General features: G+C 67.5%; 28 protein-coding genes. 14 read left to right on the top strand and 14 right to left on the bottom strand.

Annotated features, from left to right (window positions below; all coding sequences use genetic code 11):
• Positions 1-150 precede the first annotated feature (150 nt).
• Complete coding sequence (locus LRA89_RS12475) at positions 151-672, top strand: GNAT family N-acetyltransferase (RefSeq protein WP_156351260.1); 522 nt, start codon at positions 151-153, stop codon at positions 670-672.
• Positions 673-880: 208 nt separating this feature from the next.
• Here the strand turns inward: LRA89_RS12475 and LRA89_RS12470 are convergent, their stop codons facing one another.
• Together LRA89_RS12470 and LRA89_RS12465 are read right to left on the bottom strand one after the other, a co-directional pair.
• Positions 881-1,078: a hypothetical protein gene (locus tag LRA89_RS12470; RefSeq protein WP_055755411.1), complete on the bottom strand. Its 198-nt coding sequence runs from the start codon at positions 1,076-1,078 to the stop codon at positions 881-883.
• A gap of 38 nt (positions 1,079-1,116) precedes the next feature.
• Positions 1,117-1,965, bottom strand: a complete 849-nt coding sequence (locus tag LRA89_RS12465; protein ID WP_230770539.1) for a metal-dependent hydrolase — start codon at positions 1,963-1,965, stop codon at positions 1,117-1,119.
• A 46-nt stretch (positions 1,966-2,011) separates the two neighbouring features.
• Between LRA89_RS12465 and LRA89_RS12460 the strand changes: the two genes are divergently transcribed.
• From LRA89_RS12460 to LRA89_RS12410, 11 genes are all read left to right on the top strand, one after another.
• On the top strand, positions 2,012-2,599 hold the full coding sequence (locus LRA89_RS12460) for a TetR/AcrR family transcriptional regulator (protein WP_055755409.1): 588 nt from the start codon (positions 2,012-2,014) through the stop codon (positions 2,597-2,599).
• Positions 2,593-3,075: a GNAT family N-acetyltransferase gene (locus LRA89_RS12455; RefSeq protein WP_230770529.1), complete on the top strand. Its 483-nt coding sequence runs from the start codon at positions 2,593-2,595 to the stop codon at positions 3,073-3,075. Before LRA89_RS12460 ends, LRA89_RS12455 begins: the two co-directional genes overlap by 7 nt.
• 51 nt (positions 3,076-3,126) lie before the next feature.
• On the top strand, positions 3,127-4,167 hold the full coding sequence (gene obgE, locus LRA89_RS12450) for a GTPase ObgE (RefSeq protein ID WP_230770510.1): 1,041 nt from the start codon (positions 3,127-3,129) through the stop codon (positions 4,165-4,167).
• The gene (proB, locus tag LRA89_RS12445) at positions 4,152-5,294 is read left to right on the top strand and encodes a glutamate 5-kinase (RefSeq protein ID WP_230770508.1); all 1,143 of its coding nucleotides are present in this window, start codon (positions 4,152-4,154) and stop codon (positions 5,292-5,294) included. The genes obgE and proB overlap by 16 nt, the downstream gene beginning before the upstream one ends.
• Before the next feature lie 5 nt (positions 5,295-5,299).
• Complete coding sequence (locus tag LRA89_RS12440; RefSeq protein WP_230770839.1) at positions 5,300-6,190, top strand: NAD-dependent epimerase/dehydratase family protein; 891 nt, start codon at positions 5,300-5,302, stop codon at positions 6,188-6,190.
• Positions 6,191-6,223: 33 nt separating this feature from the next.
• Positions 6,224-6,469 (top strand): acyl carrier protein, encoded by a 246-nt coding sequence (locus LRA89_RS12435; RefSeq protein ID WP_055755404.1) that lies wholly within the window; start codon positions 6,224-6,226, stop codon positions 6,467-6,469.
• Positions 6,470-6,487: 18 nt separating this feature from the next.
• Entirely contained in the window at positions 6,488-7,747 is a 1,260-nt protein-coding gene (gene spt, locus LRA89_RS12430; RefSeq protein WP_230770493.1) for a serine palmitoyltransferase, read from the top strand.
• 93 nt (positions 7,748-7,840) lie between these two features.
• Positions 7,841-9,034 carry an LPS export ABC transporter permease LptF gene (lptF, locus tag LRA89_RS12425; RefSeq protein ID WP_230770485.1) on the top strand — a complete coding sequence of 398 codons (1,194 nt, stop codon included), beginning with the start codon at positions 7,841-7,843 and terminating at the stop codon, positions 9,032-9,034.
• Positions 9,034-10,125 (top strand): LPS export ABC transporter permease LptG, encoded by a 1,092-nt coding sequence (gene lptG, locus LRA89_RS12420; RefSeq protein ID WP_230770482.1) that lies wholly within the window; start codon positions 9,034-9,036, stop codon positions 10,123-10,125. Before lptF ends, lptG begins: the two co-directional genes overlap by 1 nt.
• Positions 10,126-10,221: 96 nt before the next feature.
• Positions 10,222-10,980 carry a sterol desaturase family protein gene (locus LRA89_RS12415; protein ID WP_082447975.1) on the top strand — a complete coding sequence of 253 codons (759 nt, stop codon included), beginning with the start codon at positions 10,222-10,224 and terminating at the stop codon, positions 10,978-10,980.
• 68 nt (positions 10,981-11,048) lie between these two features.
• On the top strand, positions 11,049-12,197 hold the full coding sequence (locus LRA89_RS12410; protein WP_230770474.1) for an N-acetyltransferase: 1,149 nt from the start codon (positions 11,049-11,051) through the stop codon (positions 12,195-12,197).
• A gap of 6 nt (positions 12,198-12,203) precedes the next feature.
• Here LRA89_RS12410 and LRA89_RS12405 read toward each other — a convergent pair whose 3' ends face one another.
• The 9 genes from LRA89_RS12405 to LRA89_RS12365 all read right to left on the bottom strand — a co-directional run bounded on the left by LRA89_RS12405 (position 12,204) and on the right by LRA89_RS12365 (position 20,032).
• Positions 12,204-12,446, bottom strand: a complete 243-nt coding sequence (locus LRA89_RS12405; RefSeq protein ID WP_056492988.1) for a hypothetical protein — start codon at positions 12,444-12,446, stop codon at positions 12,204-12,206.
• 62 nt (positions 12,447-12,508) lie between these two features.
• Positions 12,509-12,751, bottom strand: coding sequence for a hypothetical protein (locus LRA89_RS12400; RefSeq protein ID WP_055755399.1), 243 nt, complete (start codon positions 12,749-12,751; stop codon positions 12,509-12,511).
• A gap of 21 nt (positions 12,752-12,772) precedes the next feature.
• Complete coding sequence (locus LRA89_RS12395; RefSeq protein WP_230770466.1) at positions 12,773-13,051, bottom strand: hypothetical protein; 279 nt, start codon at positions 13,049-13,051, stop codon at positions 12,773-12,775.
• Between the two features lie 300 nt (positions 13,052-13,351).
• The gene (locus LRA89_RS12390) at positions 13,352-14,089 is read right to left on the bottom strand and encodes a transporter (RefSeq protein WP_230770464.1); all 738 of its coding nucleotides are present in this window, start codon (positions 14,087-14,089) and stop codon (positions 13,352-13,354) included.
• Positions 14,086-14,856: an exodeoxyribonuclease III gene (gene xth, locus LRA89_RS12385; protein WP_230770462.1), complete on the bottom strand. Its 771-nt coding sequence runs from the start codon at positions 14,854-14,856 to the stop codon at positions 14,086-14,088. The genes LRA89_RS12390 and xth overlap by 4 nt, the downstream gene beginning before the upstream one ends.
• 1 nt (position 14,857) lies before the next feature.
• Positions 14,858-15,193 (bottom strand): HesB/IscA family protein, encoded by a 336-nt coding sequence (locus LRA89_RS12380; protein ID WP_230770460.1) that lies wholly within the window; start codon positions 15,191-15,193, stop codon positions 14,858-14,860.
• 262 nt (positions 15,194-15,455) lie between these two features.
• Positions 15,456-16,646 carry a M23 family metallopeptidase gene (locus tag LRA89_RS12375; protein WP_055755394.1) on the bottom strand — a complete coding sequence of 397 codons (1,191 nt, stop codon included), beginning with the start codon at positions 16,644-16,646 and terminating at the stop codon, positions 15,456-15,458.
• Between the two features lie 252 nt (positions 16,647-16,898).
• Positions 16,899-17,360 carry a peroxiredoxin gene (locus LRA89_RS12370; protein WP_056493003.1) on the bottom strand — a complete coding sequence of 154 codons (462 nt, stop codon included), beginning with the start codon at positions 17,358-17,360 and terminating at the stop codon, positions 16,899-16,901.
• Entirely contained in the window at positions 17,357-20,032 is a 2,676-nt protein-coding gene (locus tag LRA89_RS12365) for a bifunctional [glutamine synthetase] adenylyltransferase/[glutamine synthetase]-adenylyl-L-tyrosine phosphorylase (protein ID WP_230770453.1), read from the bottom strand. Before LRA89_RS12365 ends, LRA89_RS12370 begins: the two co-directional genes overlap by 4 nt.
• 32 nt (positions 20,033-20,064) lie before the next feature.
• Here LRA89_RS12365 and LRA89_RS12360 point away from each other — a divergent pair, with 32 nt between their 5' ends.
• A complete protein-coding gene (locus LRA89_RS12360; RefSeq protein ID WP_230770448.1) occupies positions 20,065-20,313 on the top strand; it encodes a hypothetical protein in 249 nt (82 codons plus the stop codon).
• 51 nt (positions 20,314-20,364) lie between these two features.
• Here the strand turns inward: LRA89_RS12360 and LRA89_RS12355 are convergent, their stop codons facing one another.
• The 3 genes from LRA89_RS12355 to LRA89_RS12345 all read right to left on the bottom strand — a co-directional run bounded on the left by LRA89_RS12355 (position 20,365) and on the right by LRA89_RS12345 (position 22,077).
• Entirely contained in the window at positions 20,365-21,000 is a 636-nt protein-coding gene (locus LRA89_RS12355) for a sigma-70 family RNA polymerase sigma factor (RefSeq protein WP_055755392.1), read from the bottom strand.
• Positions 21,001-21,094: 94 nt separating this feature from the next.
• Complete coding sequence (locus LRA89_RS12350; protein ID WP_055755391.1) at positions 21,095-21,232, bottom strand: hypothetical protein; 138 nt, start codon at positions 21,230-21,232, stop codon at positions 21,095-21,097.
• A gap of 41 nt (positions 21,233-21,273) precedes the next feature.
• Entirely contained in the window at positions 21,274-22,077 is an 804-nt protein-coding gene (locus LRA89_RS12345; protein ID WP_055755390.1) for a response regulator, read from the bottom strand.
• Between the two features lie 249 nt (positions 22,078-22,326).
• Between LRA89_RS12345 and LRA89_RS12340 the strand changes: the two genes are divergently transcribed.
• Positions 22,327-22,509, top strand: a complete 183-nt coding sequence (locus tag LRA89_RS12340; RefSeq protein ID WP_055755389.1) for a NepR family anti-sigma factor — start codon at positions 22,327-22,329, stop codon at positions 22,507-22,509.
• Positions 22,510-22,571 lie beyond the last annotated feature (62 nt).

Genomic DNA, 22,571 nt, shown 5'->3' with positions numbered 1-22,571 from the left:
CTACTATCCGGGTAGCCCACCAGGGTGACCCGGGTTCCGGCAACGGAACCAGCCAACAAGAGGGAGGCGGGTCATCCCGGCTCCCTTTTTCTTTGCTCTCTCCGGTCCCACCGCGCCGCACAATCCGTGCCGCGCTTCAGGAGAGAGCCCGTGTTCGCCCGTACCGAACGGTTGACCCTGCGCCCCGGCTGGCCCGAGGACGCCCCTGCCCTGGCCAGCGCGATCGGCCATGAAGCGGTCGTGCGCAATCTGTCGCGCGCGCCATGGCCCTATACGCTGGCCGATGCGCAGGCCGCGATCGCCAACGGCTATGCCACGTCCGGTCCGCATTTCCTGATCTTCGCGCACGACGGGGGCGAATGCGCCCTGATCGGATCGATCGGGATCGGCCCGTTCGGGGATATATCGCACAATCTCGGCTACTGGATCACGCCCAGCGCCTGGCGGCGGGGCTATGCGACCGAAGCGGCCCGCGCGGTGCTGCGGCTGGCGGCGGCGCTCGGCGTGGAGCGGGTGGCGGCGGGACATTATGTCGACAATCCGGGGTCGGGCGCGGTGCTGCGGCGGTTGGGATTTGCCGCCACCGGCGAAACGCTGTCGACCTATAGCGCCGGGCGCGGTTGCCATGTCGAATCGATCGAATATGCGATCGATCCCCGGCTGGTCGCCTGACCGGCGGCGGGAACGGGCGACGGGTACGGGCGGTTGATACCGCACGGCACCCCCGCCGTCCCGCGAAAGGCAACCGGCCGATGATCGATCCCGAAACCCCGAACGAACCCAAGGACATGGAAGAGGCGCAGGAAGAAGCCGCCGAGGAACGCGAGGAAGAGGGCGGCTATCAGTAAGCCACCATCGGGGCGGCCATGACCGCCGCCCCCTACCCTTCGATCAGATCGAGATAGGCGACGACGTCGCTGCTGGTTTGAAGATACAGCCCGCCCTGAACCGCTTCCGGCTCATTCGCCGCCGCTGCCAGTGCCTCCGACAATGTCCCGTACAGGATGGTCGTCGCCACCCCGCCCTCGTCGTCGAGATGATAGAGCCGGACCGCCGCGTCTTCCGATACCGTTCGCATCGCTTCTCCCTGCGCCGATGCCGCCAGCGAGGCAAGCGTCAGGCGGTCGCCAGCCGTGCCGCGGCGAACTCGCTGTCGACCAGCCCGATCAGCGCGCGATCGTCGAGGTTCCATGGATGGAAGCCCGGCAGGAAAAACGCCGCCCATGCGCCCAGCACCCGCCGCGCCATGCCCGGCCGGCCGAACGCATAGCCGAACAGCCGCCACTTTACCCCGGCACCGGTCAATCCGTCCTGCGCCAGCAGGTCGAGCATGCCGGCGGTGCGGCCACGAAAGAATTTGGCGGTCACGATCAGCATCACCAGCGCCTTGATCCGCCAGCGCCGGAACCGGCTCCAGTCACGGGTGGCATGGACCCAGGTGTCGTAGGCGACGCCCTTGTGCTCGATCTCCTCGATCGCGTGCCAGCGCCAGAGGTCGGCCACCTGCTGCTCGCCGCCCGCCAGATGGCGGGGATCGGCGACCAGTTCGTGCGCGAGGATCGCGGTGAAATGTTCGAGCGCCATCGTCGCCGCCAGATTGGCGATCGGCGGCTTGCCTCGAGTGATCGACAGTTCATGGTCGACCCGCGCGTCCAGCCGCGACGTGTCATAGCCATGATCCGTGACCTGCCGGTTGAACGCCATATGCTCGCGCGTATGGATCGCCTCCTGCCGGACGAACGCGCGGATTTCTTGCGCCAGCCGCGGGGGCACCTGATCCTGATACGCCCGCACGCTGTCGATGAAATAGCCCTCGCCCTTGGGAAACGTGACCGACAGCGCGTTGTAGAAGGCGGTGGCGTACGCGTCGCCGTTCAGCCACCAGCGTCCGGGCGCACGGTCCCGCCCGAAGCGGACGTCGCGCGGGGTGATGGTCAGATCGTCGGGAGTCTTTGCTTTCGCCACGGTTCTGCTCCAACTAACCGATGCGAAATGTGATCTACTTACAGTGATGTCAATAGCTCGCCGTCGCCTGTCCCCCGAAGCGTCGCGCGATGCCGCGCTCGATGCCGCGCGCGATCTGCTGATCGAAGCCGGGCCGCAGGCGGTGACGCTGAAGGCGGTCGGACTTCGGATCGGGCGGACGCACGCCAATCTGCTCCACCATTTCGGGTCGGCATCGGGACTGCAAAAGGCGCTGGCCGAGCGGATGGCGACGACGATCACCGCATCGATCGGCGCGGCGGTGCTGCGCGCGCACGAAGGCGATCACGATCCGCGCGAGGTCGTCGACCTGACGTTCGATGCGTTCGATCGCGAAGGCGCCGGCGCACTGGCGAGCTGGATGATCCTGTCGGGCAACGACGATGCGCTCGACCCGATCCTCGATGCGATTCACGCGCTGGTCGACCGGCTGGGCAGCGAACAGGCGCTTAGCGAACTGCCGCTGGCGGAGGAGACGCTGCAACTGGTGCTGATGGCACTGGGCGATGCGCTGCTCGGCGGGGCGATGGCGAAGGCGCTCCGCCTGCCGCGCGAAAAGGCGCGCGACCTGGCGACCCGCGCATTGCTGCGCACGCGCGGCGACCTGCCGTGCTGATCCGGCCGGCGACGCCCGATGACGCATCGGCCATCACCGCCATCCTGATACCGATCGTCCGCGCCGGGGAAAGCTATGCGCTCGACCGCGACCTGCCGGTCGATGCCGCGCTCGCCTTCTGGCACGCGCCCGGCAACACGGTGTTCGTCGCCGAGGTCGATGGCCGGGTCCTCGGCAGCTATTTCTGCCGGGCGAACAAGGACGGCGGCGGACGGCATGTCGCCAACTGCGGCTATGCGACGCATGGCGCGGCGACCGGACGCGGCATCGCCCGCGCGATGGCGCTGCATTCGTTCGACCATGCCCGCGCCGCCGGCTTCCGCGCGATGCAGTATAATTTCGTGATCGCTACCAACATCCGCGCGATCGGGCTGTGGTTGTCGCTGGGGTTCGAACAGGTCGGGCGGCTGCCCGGCGCGTTCGACCATCCGACGCTGGGCGAGGTCGACGCGCTGGTTCTCCACCGGTGGCTCTGACACCCAAGGAACACCCTTCCCCCATCGCGCGACTCCGACTAAGCGGATGCCATGCATTTTCTCGACCAAGCCAAGATCTTCGTCCGTTCGGGCGTGGGTGGCCCCGGCGCCGTCAGTTTTCGGCGCGAAAAATTCATGGAATATGGCGGCCCCGACGGCGGTAACGGCGGCAAGGGCGGCGACGTCATTTTCGAAGCGGTCGCCGGCCTCAACACGCTGATCGATTTTCGCTACACCCAGCATTTCCGCGCGCCGCGTGGTTCGGGCGGTTCGGGATCGAACCGCACCGGAGGCGGCGGTCGCGATCTCGTCATCCGCGTGCCGGTGGGCACGCAGATATTGTCGGAGGACAAGGAAACCGTTCTCGCCGATTTCACCCATACCGGCCAGCGCGAGGTGTTCCTGCGCGGTGGGGACGGCGGACGCGGCAACGCCAGCTACAAGACGTCGACCAATCGCGCCCCGCGCCAGCACGGCACCGGCTGGCCGGGCGACGAGGCGTGGGTGTGGCTACGGCTCAAGCTGCTCGCCGACGCCGGGCTGGTGGGGCTACCCAACGCCGGCAAGTCGACCTTCATCAATGCCGTGACCAACGCCAATGCCAAGGTCGGCGCCTATGCCTTCACCACCACCCGCCCGCAGTTGGGCGTCGTCAGCCACCGCGATCGCGAATTCGTGGTCGCCGACATTCCCGGGCTGATCGAGGGCGCGGCCGAAGGCGCCGGGATCGGTGACCGCTTCCTCGGGCATATCGAACGCTGCCGGGTGCTGCTCCACCTGATCGACAGCCATGTCGACGATCCGGTCGCCGCCTATCGCATCGTCCGGCAGGAACTGGAGAATTACGGCGCCGATCTCGCCGAGAAGCCCGAGGTGATCGCGCTCAACAAGGCCGATCTGCTCGACGAGGAACTGACTGCCGCGCTGATAGCCGAACTGGAAGCGGAGAGCGGTGCGACGGTACTCCCGCTGTCGGGCGCGACCGGACAGGGGCTGGAGGCGGTGCTCGACCGGCTGCTCGCCGCGATCGGCCCGTCCGAGATGCACGCCGGGGAAGCCGACGGGGAGCCGGGCGAATGGTCGCCGGTCTAGCCGACGCCCCCCGCCCCGACGCCGACCTGTTCGGCCCGCGCCTGGTCGTCAAGGTCGGCTCGTCGCTGCTCGTCACGGCCGACGGCACGGTCCGGCGCGACTGGCTCGCCGGACTGGTCGCCGACATCGCCGCACGGGTGAAGGCGGGGCAGCAGGTCGTCGTCGTCTCGTCGGGAGCGATCGCGCTTGGTGCGCGGCGGCTCGGGCTGCCCAGGGGCGGCCGGGCGAGCCTAGAGGATGCGCAGGCCGCCGCCGCGACCGGACAGATCGCGCTGTCGAGCGTCTGGGCGGAATTGCTCGGCAATCATGGCCTCACCGCCGCGCAACTGCTCGTCACGCTCGACGATCTGGAGGACCGCCGCCGCTATCTGAACGTCGCCGCGACACTCGGGCGGCTGCTCAAGCTGGGCGTCGTGCCGGTGGTGAACGAGAACGACAGCGTCGCTACGGAAGAAATCCGCTTCGGCGACAACGACCGGCTGGCCGCGCGGGTCGGCGCGGCGGCGCGCGCCAACGGCGTCATCCTGCTGTCGGACATCGACGGGCTGTACGACAGCAATCCGCACGCCAACCCCGATGCGCGCCTCATTCCCCATGTCGAGACGATCGACGCGACGATCCTCGGCATGGCGGACAGCCGCTCGTCGTCGGGCATGGGATCGGGCGGCATGGTGTCGAAGGTGGAGGCGGCGCGCATCGCCACCGCCGCCGGCGCGACGCTTGCCATCGCCAGTGGGCGGATCGACCATCCGCTCGCTCGCTTCGCCGCGACCGGCCATGGCACGGTGTTCGCCGCCCCACGCCATGCCCCGGCGCGCAAGGCATGGCTGTCAGGCGGGCTGACCGATCGCGGGGCGATCCGCGTCGATGCCGGCGCGGTCGCAGCCCTTGCTTCGGGACGCAGCCTGCTGCCCGCCGGGGCGGTGTCGGTCGAGGGCGATTTCGCGCGCGGCGACCTGATCCGCATCGTCGCCACCGATGGTCGCACCGTGGCGCGTGGCCTCGCCGAATATGACGCGATCGACGCCGCGCGGATCGTCGGGCGGCGCAGCGACGAGCTGGGCGACCTGCTCGGGTACGCGCCGCGTTCGGCGCTGGTTCACCGCAATCATATGGCGTTGCTGTGAAGACGATGGCGCTGACCGGCGGCACCGGTTTCGTCGGCCGCCGCGTGATCGCGCTGGGTGCCAGTGCCGGCTGGCACATCCGCGCGCTTACCCGCCGGGCGCAACCGGCCGAGCCGAACGTAAGCTGGGTACGCGGCGCGCTCGACCGGCCGGAGAGCCTGAACGAACTGGTCGGCGGTGCCGATGTCGTCCTGCACCTCGCCGGCGTGGTGAGTGCGCCGGACGCGGCGGGGTTCACCGCCGGCAACGTGACCGGCACGCAGGCGATGGTCGATGCGGCGCTGGCCGCCGGTTCCCGCCGCTTCGTCCATGTCTCCTCGCTCTCCGCCCGCGAGCCGCAGCTATCGGCCTATGGCGCTTCCAAACGCGCCGGTGAATCGGTGGTCGAGGCGAGCGATCTCGACTGGACGATCGTCCGCCCGAGCGGGGTGTATGGTCCGGGCGATACCGAATGGCGCGACATGTTCCGCATGGCGAAGATCGGGCTCGCGCTCCTGCCGCCGCCCGGCCGGCTCGCGCTGGTCGCGGTCGACGATCTGGCGCGGTTGCTGCTCGCCCTCGCCGATCGGCCCGGTGCGCACGATCTGTACGAGGTCGACGATGGCAACCCGCTGACCCATGCCGAACTGGCCCGGCTGATCGGGCGGGCGGTCGGGCAGCGCGTGCTGCCGCTGCATCTGCCCGAACGGCTGCTGCGATTGGGTGCGCGCATCGACCGCAGGTTTCGGGGTAGCGGGGCCAAGCTGACCCCCGACCGCGCCCGCTATCTCGCCCATCCCGACTGGACCGCCGACCCGGCACGCCGTCCGCCCGCCGAGCTGTGGGAACCGCGCATCGCCACGCCACGCGGCCTTAGCGATACGGCGGCATGGTATCGTGCGCATGGTCTGCTATAGGCCCGCGCAACCACGCATATTGGAAAGACCCGCATGAGCGACCGTGCCGCCACCCTCGCCACCATCACCGGCCTGATCGACCCCTTCAACAAGAAGGGCGTGGCGCTCACCGATGCGACGACCTTTGCCGGCGATCTCGAATGGGACAGCCTGACCGTCATGGATTTCGTGGCGGCGGTCGAGGATGAATTCGACATCGTCATCACCATGAACATGCAGGCCGAGATCGAGACGGTCGGCCAGTTGGCCGATGCCGTCGAGAAGCTGAAGACCGCCTGAAGACATAAGGCCCCGAACATGACCGAAGCCGCCGCCACGCCGCACGCCCTCCCCGCCGACCCGAGCCCGGTCGCGCCCGAACGCGATCTACTCAGCAAGTTCGACGCGCTGATCGCCGAACGCGAGGCGCTGCTGGCGACCGGCGTGCGCGATCCGTTCGCGATCGTGATGGACGAGGTGAAGTCACCGACCCAAGCGGTGATCCGCGGCAAGGACACGATCCTGCTCGGCACCTACAACTATATGGGCATGACCTTCGACCCGGACGTGATCGCGGCGGGCAAGAAGGCGCTCGACGAGTTCGGATCGGGCACCACCGGCAGCCGGGTGCTGAACGGCACCTATGATCCGCACAAGGATTGCGAAGCGGCGCTGCGCGAATTCTACGGCACGACCCACGCCATGGTGTTCTCGACCGGCTATCAGGCGAACCTCGGCATCATCTCGACGTTGGTCGGCAAGGGCGAATATATCATCCTCGACGCCGACAGCCATGCCTCGATCTACGACGGCTGCGCGCTCGGCAATGCCGAGGTCGTGCGCTTCCGCCACAATTCGGTCGAGGATCTCGACAAGCGGCTCGGGCGCCTGCCGAAAGAGCCAGGCAAGCTGGTGGTGCTCGAAGGCGTCTATTCGATGCTCGGCGACATCGCGCCGCTGCCCGAAATGGTCGCGGTGGCCAAGAAGCACGGCTGCATGGTGCTGGTCGACGAGGCGCACGGCATGGGCTTCTTCGGTCCCAACGGGCGCGGCGTGTATGAGGAACAGGGCGTCGAGGCGGATGTCGATTTTGTCGTCGGCACCTTCTCCAAATCGGTCGGCACGGTCGGCGGCTTCTGCGTCTCCAACCATCCGAAGTTCGACGTGATGCGGCTGGTATGCCGGCCCTATGTCTTCACCGCCTCGCTGCCGCCATCGGTAGTCGCCACCGCTGCGACGTCGATCCGCAAGCTCCGCCATGCCGGCGACAAGCGCGCGCATCTGTGGCGCAATTCGAAGCGGCTGCACGGCGGGCTGAAGGATCTGGGGCTGAAGCTCGGCACCGATACGCCGCAATCGGCGATCATCGCCGTGATCCTCGAGGATCAGGCCCAGGCGGTGGCGATGTGGCAGGCGCTGCTCGACGGCGGCCTGTACGTCAACATGGCGCGTCCGCCCGCGACCCCGGCCGGCACCTTCCTGCTGCGCTGCTCGCTATGTGCCGAGCATAGCGCCGAACAGGTCGAGACGATCATCGGCATGTTCGAGGCCGCCGGCAAGGCGGTTGGCGCGATCTGATCCGACCTACTCCCCTCCCTTGCCAGGGAGGGGAGCAGTAGCACCCTCGCAACGGGACTAGCTTCGCCCGCAACCTCCGCTATAGCCGTGCCCATGCCATCGATCGATCGCTACATGGCCCGGCTGATCGCGGTGCCGCTGTTCTCGACCCTGCTGATTTCGGCGATGCTGCTCGTGCTCGACCGGATGCTGCGGTTGTTCGACTTCGTCGCGGCCGAAGGCGGACCGGTCAGCGTCGTGTGGCGCATGCTGGCCAATCTGCTGCCCGAGTATCTGGGGCTGGGCATCCCGATCGGGCTGATGCTCGGCATCCTGCTCGCCTTTCGCAAGCTCGCAACCTCGTCCGAGCTCGACGTAATGCTCGGCGTCGGTATGAGCTATTGGCGGCTGCTGCGCGTGCCCTTCTACTATGCGACGGTGCTGGCGGCGGCGAACCTTGCGATCGTTGGCTTCGTCCAGCCGCTCGCGCGCTATAATTACGAGGCGCTGCGCTTCGAACTGCGCTCGGGCGCGCTCGGCGCGTCGATCAAGGTCGGCGAATTCACCAAGCTGGGCGACCGGATGACGCTGCGCATCGAGGAAAGCCGTGGGTCGGGTGCCGACCTGCGCGGCATCTTCGTACAGGCCAGCCAGCGCGACGGCCAGTGGCTGGGCGTGACCGCCGAGCGCGGCCAGTTCCTGCGCACCGACGATCCCAACACGATCATCTTTCGCCTGACCAATGGCACGCTGATCCACAACGCGCCCGATTTCCGCGTGCCGCGCACGCTGACCTTCACCGCGCACGACCTGCCGATCGATCTGCCCAAGTTCGGCAATTTCCGCCCGCGCGGCGGCCGCGACCTCGAACAGACGCTGCCGCAGCTCGCCGTGGCTGGTCATGATCCCAAGGTCAGCGAGGAGGATCGCGACGCGGCGCGCGCCAATTTCCACTTCCGGCTGGCGGAGGTGGCGACGATGTTCCTGTTGCCGCTGCTGGCGCTGGCGCTCGGCGTGCCGGCCAAGCGATCATCCTCGGCGCTCGGCGTGTTCCTGTCGATCGTGCTGCTCGTGACCTATCACAAGGTCAATGAATATGGCGAAGCGGTCGGCGGCCTCGGCCGGATCGATCCGATCATCGCGCTGTGGGGGCCGTTCCTGCTGTTCGCCGCGCTGGTGTTCCGGCTCTATTATGTCGTCGCCTATGTCCCCGGCGGCCAGCCGATCGGCGGGCTGGAACGCGGTGCCGCCAAGCTTGGCAAACTGATCGGCCGGTATCTGCCGGGCAAGCGCAAGGCGACGGCGTGATGCGCGCGCTGTTCCCCTCGACCACGATTGCCGTCTATATGGCGCGGCTGTTCCTCGTGCGGACCTTCGCGATCCTGTTCGCGCTGGTGCTGGTGTTGCAGGCGCTCGACCTGCTCAGCGAAAGCGGCAAAATCCTTGCCCAGCCGGGCAACGGGCAGGCAGAAATCCTGCGCTACGTGTCGCTGCGCACGCCGCAGATCGTCGCCCGTTTCCTGCCCTTTTCGGTCCTGCTCGGCACGATCCTGACGCTGACGCAGCTCAATCAGAACAGCGAGATCATCAGCCTGAAAGCCGCCGGCCTGTCGGCGCATCAGGTACTCGCCCCGCTGATCCTCGCCAGCTTCGGCGTCGCCGCGCTGTCGTTCGGCTTCAACGAGCGGGTCGTGGCGCGCGCCACCGCGACGCTCACCGCATGGGACAATGTCGACTATGGACCGATGCCGGTCGACCGTGGCGATCGCACCAACGTATGGGTGCGCGACGGTGACAATCTGATCCAGGTACGGCAGGTGTCGGGTCGGGGTGAGGCCACCCGGCTGCGCGGAATCACCGTCTACACTCGCGAAGGCTCCTCGCTCCGCGCGCTCGTTACCGCCAGCGCGGGGCGGCGCGAGGATGGCGCATGGCGGATCGAAGGGGCGGAGCGCTTCACCGTCGCGACGGGCTTGCGCGAACGGCTGGGCACGCTGCGCATCGCCGGCGGCGTGCGGCCCGACCAGTTCACGCTCCAGAACGTCGATCCCGATGGCCTGTCGTTCACCCAGCTATCGGTGGCGATCGACGATCTGACCGAAGCCGGCCGCCCGACCAAGGCGCTGGAAGGCGCATTGTGGCACAAGCTGTCGGGGCCGTTGTCGGCGGTGCTGATGCCGCTGCTGGCGGCGGTCGCGGCGTTCGGCGTGGCACGATCGGGCAAATTGTTCGTCCGCGCGGTCATTGGAATGGCGCTTGGCTTTACCTATTTCGTGGCGGACAATTTCGCGCTGGCGATGGGGAACCTGGGTGCCTATCCGCCGTTTCTGGCGGCTTGGGCGCCGTTCCTGTTGTTCTTCCTGATCGGTGAGGCCGTGCTGATCCGTACCGAGGAATAGACGCGATACCGTCCCACTTTGGCCGCAAAGCGCCGCCAAAGCATCACAATGGGCGTTACATGCCCGGTCAAGGAATCGTTTGAGGAAGTTGTGCCGATGACCGCGATCACCGAGAAGCAGGGCTTCTGGAAGAAGTCGCACCATCTCGACAAGATGACCTTCAAGGAGTTGGTCGTCGCGTTTTTCCAGTATCCGGCGATCATCGCCTATCTGGCGCTGTCGGTCGTCGCGGTCGGCCTGTTCATCTGGTCGCCCGCGCCGCTGGTCCCGACGCTGGCGTCGATCGGCATCGCGATCGTCGCCTATCCGCTGGTGTGGTATGTGCTGCACCGCTGGGTGCTGCATTCCAACTGGATGTTCAAGTTCGCGCCGCTCGCCGCGACGTGGAAGCGCATCCATTACGACCATCATCAGGACCCCAACCATCTGGAGGTCCTGTTCGGTGCGCTCCACACCACGCTGCCGGCGATCGCGATCGCGACCGCACCGGTCGGCTATGCCATCGGCGGGTTCGGCGGCGCGATGGCCGCGCTGGCGACGGGGCTGCTGACCACCTGCTTCTACGAATTCTGCCACTGCATCCAGCATCTGGCCTACAAGCCAAAGAACAAGCTGCTGGTCGCATGGAAGCGCAAGCACATGGCGCATCACTTCCACGACGAGCATGGCAATTTCGGCATCACCAACTTCTTCTGGGACAAGATTTTCGGGACCCATTACGAGCGTTCGGAACGCCCGGAGAAGAGCCCGACCGTCTTCAACCTCGGCTATACCGAGGATGTCGCGAAGAAATATCCGAAGGTCGCCGAACTGTCGGGTGGCGTCGCCAAGGGGCACCCGCGTTACCGCGGATGACCGATTTGTCATTTGATGTTTGAACCGGGGCGGCGCATTGCCGCCCCGTTGTCGTTTGGGGGGAAGCCATGTCGATCACCGTCCGTCCGGTCCTGTCCGCCGCCGATCGCAAGGCGTTCATCGCCCTGCCCTATCGCCTGTATGCCAATGATCCGCATTGGGTGCCGCCGCTGAAATCGGAAGTCGCCGCGACGATCGACCCCAAGAAGAACGGCTGGTTCAGCCATGCCGAGGGGCAGCTTCATATCGCCGAGCGCGACGGCCGGGTAGTTGGACGGATTTCGGCGCATATCGACACGCTGGCGCTGACGATGCCCGCCGACAAGGGCTTTGGTCCCGGTGTCGGCTTTTGGGGTATGTTCGAGGCGGAGGATGGCGAGACCGCAGCGGCGCTGATCGCGACGGCCGAGGAATGGCTGCGCGGCAAGGGCATGACCAAGGCGATCGGGCCGTGCAGCCTGTCGATCTGGGAAGAGCCCGGACTGCTCATCAAGGGACACGACCATAGCCCGACCGTGCTGATGGGCCATCACCTGCCGCAATATCAGGGATGGATCGAGGCGGCGGGCTATCAGGGCGTCAAGCAGCTCGTCACCTATGAGCTGGACATCACCAGGGACTTTCCGCCGATCGTCCAGCGCATCGTCGCGGCGGGCGAGAAGAACCCGCGCATCCATATCCGCCGGGTCGACAAGTCGAAGTTCGCCGACGAGGCGGCGATCATCCTGCGGATTCTGAACGATGCGTGGTCGGACAACTGGGGCTTCGTGCCGCTGACCCAGCCCGAGGTCGACGACGTCGGCAAGAAGCTGAAGCCGCTGGTGTTCGGCGACCTGATCCGTATCGCCGAGCTGGACGGCGAACCCGTCGCCTTCATGATTACCCTGCCCGACATGAACGAGCCGCTCAAACCGATGAAGGGCAATTTGTTGCCGTTCAACTGGGCCAAGCTGCTGCTGTGGCTGCGCGCGCCCAAGGCGCGGACGATGCGCGTGCCGTTGATGGGCGTGGTCAAGAAATTGCAGGCGTCGCGCATGGCGAGCCAGCTTGCCTTCATGATGATCGAATATATCCGCCGCGACGCGGTGGCGAAGTTCGGCGCGTCGCGCGGCGAGATCGGCTGGGTGCTCGACGACAATCAGGGCATGAACGCGATCGCGACGACGATCGACAGCCGCATCAACCGCATTTACCAGATGTACGAACGCCAGCTTTGACGGCGCTTAGCGGATGCGCTGCGCCAGTGCGGGGTCGATGCCGTCGCGCAGCCAGCGGGCGTAGCTGCGGCACAGCTTGGTCGGGGTGATCGACCCCGTCCGCGCGTTCTTGAAACAGACGCGGGTCGTCGGGCGGATCGGCGTGCCGTCGGCAAGCTGGATCGTCGTGGTGGCAAGCGTGGCGGCGGCAGGGGTTGCCACCTGTGGCGCAGCGAGGAGCAGCGCCGCGAACAGGGTCGCGATCGGCATGGATGGGTTCCGTCGATAAAGGGGTTGGTGCCGGGCTTTGCTCCCGTGCCGGCGGGCGGGGTTTAGCGGATGCGGCGCAGCTTCGTGGGGTTGACGCCTTCGGCCAGCCAGTCGGCATAGCGCCGGCATTCGACGAGCGGGAGGTGCGATGCCGGACGGGGGCTGCGGATGCAAATCTTCGTCCCGGCGGACAGCGGCGTGCCGTCGCGCATCGCGCCGGTGAGCGGGGCGGTTACCGTCACCGTCGCGGCGGTGGATGGGGCGGCGGTGAGGAACAGCGCCGCGATCAGGGTCGAGAAGGCCATCGGATCGGTCCTTTTTCGGGATTAGCGGCGGCTGGTCTTGAGCATCGCGTCAATATCGACGCCCATCGCCTGCCAGTTACGGCGGGTTTCACAGCGGAAACGGTTGATCCGGGTGCCGGTCAGGTCGAGCTGGACGCAATAGCGGGTCTTCGATGCGGGCAGGACCGACGCGGCGGTCGTGGTGCCGGCAGCGGTGGCGGCGGTCGTCGTGGTCGCGACGGTATCGGGTTCGGCGGCGATCGCGGGGGTCGCGATGGCGAGACCGAGGGCGAGCGAAGCGACGAGGCGGATGGTGGTCATGATGCTGTCTCCCTGTGCAGTCCGGTGTTTCACCGGGCTTGCTCATAGCATTGCACCTGCCGTGCCAGTTTTACGATCCTCTATAAATCAATGGCTTACATAATGACTACAGTTGTAGCTGTGGGAAATGCAACCAATTCGCGGCGAATTACGCCATTGGTTGGGATAGCCATACGGCCGCCAAAGTTTACAAAGTTTACACTTGCCCGCGTTTTGTTGCGTAGCGTTCGCAATAGTGCCCCGCCCCGTCAACCATGACGATATGGCGCGGCGCGCGAGTGTAGGACAGCGCCGTCAAGGTCAGAATCGGCGCGAGATACCGCTGTAGCAACGCAGCGACGGCGCGGCGGCATTGAGGCCGACTACGCCGCCGGCATCGAGGAACAGGTCGTCGGACAATTGCCATGCCACCGACAGCGCGGCACTCGCCTGCCCGCTATGATCGGCGCGTTGCCATTGCAGTTCCGCCGTCGTCGTCCATTTTTCGCCGATTGCGATATCGAGGCCCAGCACCGCCCCCGGATCGACATCGCCGTCGGTCACGGCGACCTGTGGCGAGAATTGCACGTTGAACGTCTTGCCCAGATCATAGGTGATCGGGGCGATCAGCGCCGCGCTCCATTGGCCGTCGCCGATCGGCGCGCGACCGATCGGTATGGTCAGCGAGGGTTGCAGGCCATAGGACAGGCCGCTGCCGTCGGGATGGTGGAGATTGATCCGGCCCCCGAGCGTCACGTCGCCGCTGCGCGCCGTGCGACGGCCATCATCACGGCCGCGCGCGATGCCCAGCGGGGTCCAGCCGATCTGCGCCTCGACCCGGTCGGTCAGGCCGATCCGCAACAGGCTGTCGCCGAACAACACGGTGTCGCTGTCATCGTCGCGTTCCCAGTCCGACAGCGCGGTTTCGATCGCGACCCGGCCGGGATCGAGCACGCACGCCGACTGGCCGAGGCTCGGCCGGGTCGAGCAATAGTCGCGCGCCTGCGCCACGCCGGGCAGCAGCAGCGCGGCCAGCGCCACCACGGGCACGCGGATCACCGCAGGCGGACCCATGTCGGCGCGTGGTCGCTGGCGCGTTCCCGGCCGCGATGCGCCTTGTCGACGCCGGCATCGATCAGCCGGTCGGCGGCGGTCGGGCTGAGCAGCAGATGATCGATGCGGAAGCCGGCGTCGCGTTGCCACGATCCCGCCTGATAGTCCCAGAAGGTCCACACCCCGCCCTTGGGAAAGCGGGTACGCAGCGCATCGGTCCAGCCCTGCGCCAGCAAGGCGCGGTAGCCGGCACGCGATTCGGGCTGCATCAGCGCGTCGCTCGCCATCGCGCGGACCGAGAATACGTCGTCGTCGTTGGGTATGACGTTGTAATCGCCCGCCAGCACCACCGGACGCTCCCCAACCAGCAGGTCGGCGGCGCGGGCGCGCAGGCGATCGATCCAGCGCAGCTTGTAGTCGAACTTGGGGCCGGGCTGCGGATTGCCGTTGGGCAGGTAGATCGAGGCGACGACCAGCCCGTTCACCTCCGCTTCGAGATAGCGGCTGTGCGCATCTTCGTCCTCGCCGGCGAGGCCGCGCTGGCGCTCGACCGGATCGACCCCCTTGGCCAGCACCGCGACGCCGTTGAAGCCCTTTTGCCCATGCCACAGCGCGCCATAGCCGGCGTCGCGGATCTCGGCTTCGGGAAAGGTTTCGTCGCTCGACTTCAGTTCCTGAAGACACACAATATCGGGCGCTTCCTCGGTCAGATATTCGATCAGCCGGGGCAGTCGCGCCTTGATGCCGTTGACGTTGTAGGTGACGATCTTCACGTCAGACGGCGAAGCTGGTGCCGCAGCCGCAGCCCGAGGCCGCCTGCGGATTGGTGACGCGGAACGCCGCGCCGCCGAGCGATTCGACGAAATCGACCTCGGCCCCGCGCACCAGATCGATGCTTACGGAGTCGACCACCAGTCGCACCCCGTCGGTTTCGGCGATCAGGTCATCGCCGTCGGGCGCATCGGCGAGGCCGAAACGGTACTGAAAGCCCGAACAGCCACCCCCCTCGACCGAGAGGCGCAGGATCGCGGGCTTCGCCTGCTTGGCGGCGATCGCGGCCACGCGCGCGGCGGCGGCGGGCGACAGGGTGACTTCGGGGATGGCGTCCATGGGAGGGAGATAAGCGCCGGGACGGCTGGGGGCAACTATAGGTTGCGACAGGTGGCGAGCTTGGCCCGTTCGAAAGTCCGCCACATCGACAGCGTTATTCCCGCGAAGGCGGGAATCCATAGACGCCATGTTTCGTAATGGAGCCGAACCGTCGGCGTATATGGATCCCCGCCTGCGCGGGGATGACGGCTTATCGGACAGCAGGGAGCGACGCGGGCAGGCTGTAATCCCGCCTTCGCGGGAAGAACGACATCGGCCGGTATCAGTTCGCCGGGCCGCCCATCCCCAGCCGTTGACGCTGGGCGCGGTCGGCGGCCATCGCCAGTTCGCCGGCCTGCAGATAGGGGGCGGGGTTCACCGCCGAGCCGTCAATGCGGACTTCGTAATGGAGGTGGCTGCCGGTCGAGCGGCCGGTCGAGCCCATCAGGCCGATCAACTGGCCGCGCTTCACCCGGGCATGGTCGGACACGAGGATCTTGGAGAGATGGCCGTAGCGGGTGGCAATGCCCTTGCCGTGGTTCACTTCGATGAGGTTGCCATAGCCGCCGGCGCGTTCGGCGCGGGCGACGATACCGTCGGCGGTGGCATAGACCGGGGTGCCGATCGGGCCGGGGATGTCGACCCCGGCGTGCATCGCAGCGGTGCCGCGGAACGGGTCGGAGCGGACGCCGAAGTTGCTGGTGAACGCCATGTGTGCCACCGGCTGGAACGAGGGGATCGAGATCGCCGCCTGTTCGATGCCGTCGAGCTTCTTCCAGCTCAGGAACAGCGCGCGGAACTGGGCGTCGGCGGCGGCATCGGCGGTCGGCGCATTGGCGGTGGCCGCCGCGGCCGTCGCGGCATCGACAGGTTCATAGGGACCGCCCATCGCCGGGGCGACGCGGCGCGGATTGAGGCCGAGGCGCTTCATCGAACGCGCGGTATCGGCATAGCGGGCGTCGGCCATCGCCTTCGCCTGTGCCGCCATCGTCGCCTGACGGCGGGCGACGCGATCGAACGGGCGGGTGACGATCGGCGCGGCATCGACCGACGGCTGGGCAAGCGCGGCGAGGACGAGCTGGTCGGCGTCGTCCGATCCGGTGAGCACGGCCGCGAGCGCCTGCTGGCGGCGATCGATCCGGGCGGCATGGGCGCGGGCATCGGCGCGCAGGCGGACGACGTCGGCGCGCATTGCCTTGACCTGCTGCTGCATCGCGGCGACGCGGGTTTCGGCGCTGGGGCCATCGACCAGCCCGGCGGCGGCGGCGGTGCCGAGCGCGGCATGGCCCATGCCATAGCCCGAGAAGGCGACGGTGATGGCGGCGAAACCGGCGGCGAGTGCCTGAGCCCGGCCGGGGATCGACAGGCGGCGCAGGCGGCGGCCGTCGTGCAACAGAAAGTCGCGGGTACGGAAGAAATCACGGAACCGGCTGACGATCGCGGTGTTCGTGTTCGATACAGACGTATTCGGCATTATGGTTTCGCGACCCAGCGTTGCGATCATGCCGGTAGCCCGACACGTTCGGTGAACCCTTGTCTCGACAGCAGCCCCTCCGCGCCTCGACGGAACGAGGGAATGACCGACTCTGTGCCCTTTATGCAACTGGGCAGGGGGTTCGCGCGCGGCCAACCGCCGCCATCGCGCGGCGAAGCGTTAACGATGCAATGCGTGGACGGGTCATCCGCATCACGGCGCGGTTGGTAGCGGTATCGCAATCGATTCGGATCAACCCGCGTGGCGCACCGCAGCGAGCACGGCGGCGGCGTGGCCGGGGACCTTCACCTTGCGCCAGACATGGGTGAGGCGACCATCGGCGGCGACAGCGAAGGTCGCGCGTTCGATACCCATATAGGTGCGACCGTACATCTGCTTTTCGCCCCATGTGCCAAAGGCTTCGCAAACCGATCCGTCCTCGTCCGACGCCAGCGGGACGGTGAGATCATGTTTGGCGGCGAAGCGCGCGAGCTTGGCCGGGGTGTCGCGCGAGACGCCGAGGATCGTGAAACCGGCGGCGGCGAACTCGCCCTCAGCCACGGAAAAGTCCTGCGCTTCGCGGGTGCAACCGGTCGTGTCCGCCTTGGGATAGAAATAGACGATGAGACCGCTACCGATCCTGTCGTGGAGGGCAAAGGGCGTGCCGTCGCTGCCGGTCAGGCGGACCGAAGGTGCCATGTCGCCGATGTTCATTGTCCGTCGCTCCCCTGTCGTACCGCGGCCCATGCGGCGGACACCGCCTGCCGCGTGGCATCGAGCGTGGCAAGGCTTGCCGCCCAGTCGGGCTCGCCCAGCGCCGCCGCAAGGATCGGGCGGGTGGCGGGCGCGGGCGGCTGCGCGTCGGGCGCGACGAGGCGCATCGCGACGATCAGTCGGGTGAGGAAGTCGTGCGCCTGCCGCATCGTGCGCGGTAGCAGCCCGGCGGCGACCAGCGCGTCGATCGCCGCGCCCAGATCGGGGGTGAGGCCGATGTGGTGGCGCAGTTGCAGAACGTGGACCGTGAATTCGAGGTCGACGAGGCCGCCCTCCCCGAGCTTCGCATCAAGCGGGCCGGCGGGCGGCTTGTGGCGGGCCATCTCCTCGCGCATCGCCGCCGCTTCGGCGGTCACGTCGCGCAGCGGGCGGTCGCCACGCAGCACCCGGTCGATGATCGCCGCCGCCTGCCCCCGCGCCGCCACCGATCCGGCGATCGGCCGGGCGCGGGCGAGCGCCATATGCTCCCATGTCCACGCATCCTCGCGCTGATAGCGTTCGAACCCGGCGAGCGAGACGACCAGCGGCCCCTGCGCGCCCGAGGGACGCAGGCGGGTATCGACCTCGTACAGCGGCCCGGCGGCGGTCTGGACCGACAGCGCGGCGGTCAGCCGCTGGGCGAGGCGATTGTAGTAGAGGACCGCGCCGAGCGGCTTGGCCCCATCCGATTCGGCGGAGAAATCGCCGGTGAAGCAATAGACGAGGTCGAGATCGGAGGCATGGGTCAGCGCGCCGCCACCCAGCCGGCCGAGCGCCAGCACCACCAGTTCGCTCTCGGGAACGCGCCCGTGGCGGCGGGTGAAGTCGGCCACGGTCGCCTGCGTCAGCACCTCCACCGCCGCTTGCGCGACGCGGGCATAGCCGCCCGCCACCGCCAGCGGATCGCCGGTGCCCGCCACCACCTGCACGCCCAGCATGAAGCGCTGTTCGTTCACCACGTCACGGACATGGTCGAGCAACCGTTCATAGCCCTCGCCCGCGCGCGTTTGCATCATCGCCACCAGTTCGGCGACGCTGCCGACGGGGTCGAGCGCGCGGGCATCGATCAGCGCGTCGAGCAACGTCGCCCGCCTGGCCAGCGCATCGGCCAGCGTTGGGGCGTGGCACAGGATGGTGCTGAGCAGGCGGGCGAGCGCCGGTTGCGCTTCGAGCAGGCGGAACAGGTTGATGGCGCTCGGCAACCGCGCCAGCATCGCGTCGAGCCGCAACAGCGCGGCATGCGGATCGGCGGCGGTGGCGAGACCGTCGACCAGTTGCGGCAGACTGTCCTCCAGCGCGGCGCGCGCGGCGGGACTGCGCAGCGCGGGATAGGCCCCGCCGCGCCAGTCGCCGATCCGCCGCGCCGCCGCCTCGCCATCGGCGAACCCCGCCGCCGCCAGCCGCCGGGCGAGCGAGGCGGGCTCGGCGGGGAGCGTCGTGCTCCCCGCCCCGTCGAGCCGGTCATAGACCAAGGCGACCGCCGTGACGTGCGGGCGGAGCAGGTCGAGCAGCGCCGCGCCATCGGCCAGGCCGTGGAGCCGGGCGACATTGTCGAGCGCTGCGCCTTGCGCGGGCAGGCTGTGCGTCTGGCGATCGTCGACCATTTGCAGGCGGTGTTCGATCGTGCGGAACAGCGTGTAGCCCTGCGCCATCGTCGTCGCTTCGTCGGGGGCGATCCGGCCCGCCTGCGCCAGCGCCGCCAGCGCGTCGAGCGTCGCAGGCGCGCGGAGCGCCGGGTCGCGCCCACCGTGGACCAGTTGGTGAACCTGCGCGAAGAACTCCGTCTCGCGGATGCCGCCGCGGCCGCGCTTCAGGTCGAAGCCGGGGCCGAACGCCTGCCCCTGGGCATAATGGTCGCGGATGCGGCGGGTGATGTCGCGGATCTCGCCGATCGCGCCGTAATCGAGCGCGCGTCGCCATACGAACGGACGGATCGCCTCCAGAAACCGGCGGCCGAGCGCGGTATCGCCCGCCGCCGCCCGCGCGCGGATGAAGGCGGCGCGTTCCCATGGCAGCGCGGCGGATTCATAATAGGAGACGGCGGCATCGACCGGCAGCGCGATCGGCGTCGCTTCGGGCGAGGGCCGCAGCCGCAGGTCGACGCGCAGGACATAGCCATCGCCGTCGCGCGTCTGGAGCAGTTCGGTTGCGCGACGGGCGATGCGCACCGCCGCCTCGGCCGGGTCGTCGCGCTCGCGCCGGGGCAACGTCGCCGGATCGTAGAGCAGGATCGGATCGATGTCGGACGAATAGTTGAGTTCGCGGCTGCCCTGCTTGCCGAGCGCGATCGCGGCGAAGCCGGTCGGCGCGGCGCCCGGCGTGCGCTCCTCGATCGCGGCATGGATCGCGCGGGTCAGCGCATGGTCGGCGAAGTCGCTCAGCGCATGGGTGACGGCGGCAAGATCATAGACCCCGGCAAGGTCGCCCAGCGCGACCAGCAGCGCCAGCCGCCGCCGCTCGATCCGCAGCCGCTGGCCGATCGCCATCGCGGGGTCGTCCACCGCGACCGCCGCCAGCGGATCGACATCGAATCCGGCAAGCCCGTCGAGAAAAGCGGCCTCGCGGTCGAGCAGCGTCGAAAGGAACGACGATCCGGCCCGGACCCGGTCGATCAGTTCAGCGGGGAAGTGCATCGTCGCCGTCTCCTGCGCCACCGGGACCCGCTATGGCACGGCACCATGATTTCGTCTTGCGATCCGGCAAGCAACGATTCGCAACAGCGGACGTTGAAACCGTTATGGCACCGAACGATCCATCCCTGCACAAATCCGCGATTGCGGACCAGATCGTCCGTGGGCCGACACGCGCCGACGGGATCGGCCATGCGCTGCGGCGCAGTTTCGATCCGAAGGGGGATTTGCCCGAGGAATGGCAGGACTGTCTGCGGCGGTTGGGTCGTACCGCGCACCACTGAGCATCATGTCGTCGGTTTCGCCCGACGGCCTGACACGATCGCTCGCCCGGATCAGCGATCCCTGCTCAGATCGTCGACCTCGCCCATGATCGTGTCGAGCACGGTCTGTCCGCCATTGTCCGGCTGCGATGCGCGCGACGGCAACTGACCCTCGGTCATCAACGCTTCTAGCGCGACGCGGCCACGGGCCACGCGGCTCTTGATCGTGCCGACCGCCACGTTGCAGATTTCCGCCGCCTCTTCATAGGCGAAGCCGCCTGCGCCTACGAGGATCAGCGCCTCGCGCTGCGGTTGCGGCAGATGGAGGAGGGCGCGCTGCATGTCAGCCAGTTCGACATGGCGATCCTGGCTGGCGGGCGCGGCGAGAATCCGGTCGGCGACCAGATCGTCCCACTCGCCCTTGAAGCGGGCGCGACGCATCTGCGACAGATACAGGTTGCGCAGGATGATGAAGGTCCACGCACGCATGTTGGTGCCGGCCTGAAACCGCTGGCGCGCGGCCCATGCCTTCAGCAGCGTTTCCTGCACCAGATCGTCGGCCAGATCGCGGCTGCCCGACAGCGACCGGCCAAAGGCGCGCAGATGCGGGATCACCTGTGCCAGTTGTTTCTTGAATTCCGGGTCGGAGAGGGCGACGTGCTCATGCACCTCGACATCCGCGTTCTCGGCACTATCGGGTTCGGTCATTCTTATCCGTTCGATACGCGGTCGGCCAACGGCCCGACCCGAACATAGGGTCGGCCGCCGCCGATTGAAAGCGGCGGCCGGGACATCGGTCCGGTCAGGACAGCAGGATATAGGCCATGACGATAATCACCGCGGTCAGCGATACCGCCAGCACATAGCGCGTGACGCCGGGGGTCGACCCGGCGCGGGCGTCGGTCTTGCTGACATGGATGCGTTCATTGTCGTTTGCCATGCCTGCTCCAACCCCCGAGTTTCGTTTTGGGTCCGTAATCGTTATGCCTGACCGGGCACCGTCGCTTCGTCGAAGAACAGCGCCTGGCTGATCGCCGCCTTCACCGTCGAACGCTGGAACGGCTTGGTGATGAGGAACGTCGGCTCGGGACGCTCGCCGGTCAACAGCCGTTCCGGGAAGGCGGTGATGAAGATCACCGGCACGTTGAATTCGGACAGGATGTCCTTCACCGCGTCGATGCCCGAGCTGTCGTCGGCGAGCTGGATGTCGGCGAGGACGAGGCCCGGCCGGTCCTGCATCGCCAACGCGACCGCCTCGTCGCGCGTCACGGCGACGCCGGTGACTTCATGGCCGAGATCACGGACGATCTGTTCGAGGTCCATCGCGATCAGCGGCTCATCCTCGATAATCATCACCCGCGAGCGGGTCTGCTGCTCGATCTCGCGCAGCGCCTCGGCGACCAGTTCCTCGACCTCGTCATGGGTCGAATCGATCAGATAGGCGGTATCTTCGTTGGTGAAGCCTTCCATCGCGGTCAGCAGCAGCGCCTGGCGCGACAGCGGCGCAATGCGCGACAGGCGCGCCTGCGCGATCACTTCATTGTCCGATCCGCCAAGGCTGCCGTCGCCGAACGCCTCGGGCTGCGACGAACCCCAGATCGCCTGGAAGGTGCGATACAGGCCCAGCCGGGGATCGACGTCGCGCGGGAACTCTTCCGGTGCGGCGACGATCGCCTCCAGCGTCGCGCGGACATATTGATCGCCCTCGCTCTGGCTGCCGGTGAGCGCACGGCCGTAGCGCCGCAGGAAAGGGAGGTGCGGCGCAAGCTGCTGTCCGAGCGACATGGTCAGTCAATTCTCCTTCGTCCCACCACCGGTCCGACGTATCGGCCAAATGGCGAGCGTGCAAAAACAGATCGATACGGGACCGGGAAGGACGCCTCCCCCGAAACGCATCGACCCATGGAACCATCGAGCACGTCTTTTGTTTCCATGGGCGCCCGACCAGCTTGTCCAAGCCTGTCTTGACCTCTGCGGGGAGCGGGTTTGGTTTCAGCCGGCATCGGGCCGGGCACCGGGGGAAGGCTTACATTCGTGCAGGATGGTGAAAAGGCGGCGAAGCAGCCCAGCGCGACATCGACGGTCGCGTCGCAGGCCGACAAGACCGACCGGAAAGACTCTTCCGTTTTGGGAAATGCGTTGCGTGCGGTCTATCAGGACGCGATCGGGGAATCTGTACCCGATGAGATGCTGGACCTGCTCAGCAAGCTGAAATAGCCGTCGTCCGCGTGACGACCTCCCCCTCCGTTCGCCGACATCGCGCCAGCCCGGCCGTCGCC

This window comes from Sphingomonas sp. Leaf4 (genome assembly GCF_920939515.1).
GTDB lineage: Bacteria > Pseudomonadota > Alphaproteobacteria > Sphingomonadales > Sphingomonadaceae > Sphingomonas.
This window is presented reverse-complemented; position numbering and strand designations above follow the sequence as displayed.

Bases quoted from the DNA above. Each gene is read 5' to 3' on its own strand.
- LRA89_RS12470 (WP_055755411.1), bottom strand. From the start codon at position 1,078: ATGCGAACGGTATCGGAAGACGCGGCGGTCCGGCTCTATCATCTCGAC.
- LRA89_RS12460 (WP_055755409.1), top strand. From the start codon at position 2,012: ATGTCAATAGCTCGCCGTCGCCTGTCCCCCGAAGCGTCGCGCGATGCC.
- obgE (WP_230770510.1), top strand. From the start codon at position 3,127: ATGCATTTTCTCGACCAAGCCAAGATCTTCGTCCGTTCGGGCGTGGGT.
- proB (WP_230770508.1), top strand. From the start codon at position 4,152: ATGGTCGCCGGTCTAGCCGACGCCCCCCGCCCCGACGCCGACCTGTTC.
- LRA89_RS12440 (WP_230770839.1), top strand. From the start codon at position 5,300: ATGGCGCTGACCGGCGGCACCGGTTTCGTCGGCCGCCGCGTGATCGCG.
- LRA89_RS12435 (WP_055755404.1), top strand. From the start codon at position 6,224: ATGAGCGACCGTGCCGCCACCCTCGCCACCATCACCGGCCTGATCGAC.
- spt (WP_230770493.1), top strand. From the start codon at position 6,488: ATGACCGAAGCCGCCGCCACGCCGCACGCCCTCCCCGCCGACCCGAGC.
- lptF (WP_230770485.1), top strand. From the start codon at position 7,841: ATGCCATCGATCGATCGCTACATGGCCCGGCTGATCGCGGTGCCGCTG.
- lptG (WP_230770482.1), top strand. From the start codon at position 9,034: ATGCGCGCGCTGTTCCCCTCGACCACGATTGCCGTCTATATGGCGCGG.
- LRA89_RS12415 (WP_082447975.1), top strand. From the start codon at position 10,222: ATGACCGCGATCACCGAGAAGCAGGGCTTCTGGAAGAAGTCGCACCAT.
- LRA89_RS12410 (WP_230770474.1), top strand. From the start codon at position 11,049: ATGTCGATCACCGTCCGTCCGGTCCTGTCCGCCGCCGATCGCAAGGCG.
- LRA89_RS12405 (WP_056492988.1), bottom strand. From the start codon at position 12,446: ATGCCGATCGCGACCCTGTTCGCGGCGCTGCTCCTCGCTGCGCCACAG.
- LRA89_RS12400 (WP_055755399.1), bottom strand. From the start codon at position 12,751: ATGGCCTTCTCGACCCTGATCGCGGCGCTGTTCCTCACCGCCGCCCCA.
- LRA89_RS12395 (WP_230770466.1), bottom strand. From the start codon at position 13,051: ATGACCACCATCCGCCTCGTCGCTTCGCTCGCCCTCGGTCTCGCCATC.
- LRA89_RS12380 (WP_230770460.1), bottom strand. From the start codon at position 15,193: ATGGACGCCATCCCCGAAGTCACCCTGTCGCCCGCCGCCGCCGCGCGC.
- LRA89_RS12375 (WP_055755394.1), bottom strand. From the start codon at position 16,646: ATGCCGAATACGTCTGTATCGAACACGAACACCGCGATCGTCAGCCGG.
- LRA89_RS12370 (WP_056493003.1), bottom strand. From the start codon at position 17,360: ATGAACATCGGCGACATGGCACCTTCGGTCCGCCTGACCGGCAGCGAC.
- LRA89_RS12365 (WP_230770453.1), bottom strand. From the start codon at position 20,032: ATGCACTTCCCCGCTGAACTGATCGACCGGGTCCGGGCCGGATCGTCG.
- LRA89_RS12360 (WP_230770448.1), top strand. From the start codon at position 20,065: ATGGCACGGCACCATGATTTCGTCTTGCGATCCGGCAAGCAACGATTC.
- LRA89_RS12355 (WP_055755392.1), bottom strand. From the start codon at position 21,000: ATGACCGAACCCGATAGTGCCGAGAACGCGGATGTCGAGGTGCATGAG.
- LRA89_RS12350 (WP_055755391.1), bottom strand. From the start codon at position 21,232: ATGGCAAACGACAATGAACGCATCCATGTCAGCAAGACCGACGCCCGC.
- LRA89_RS12345 (WP_055755390.1), bottom strand. From the start codon at position 22,077: ATGTCGCTCGGACAGCAGCTTGCGCCGCACCTCCCTTTCCTGCGGCGC.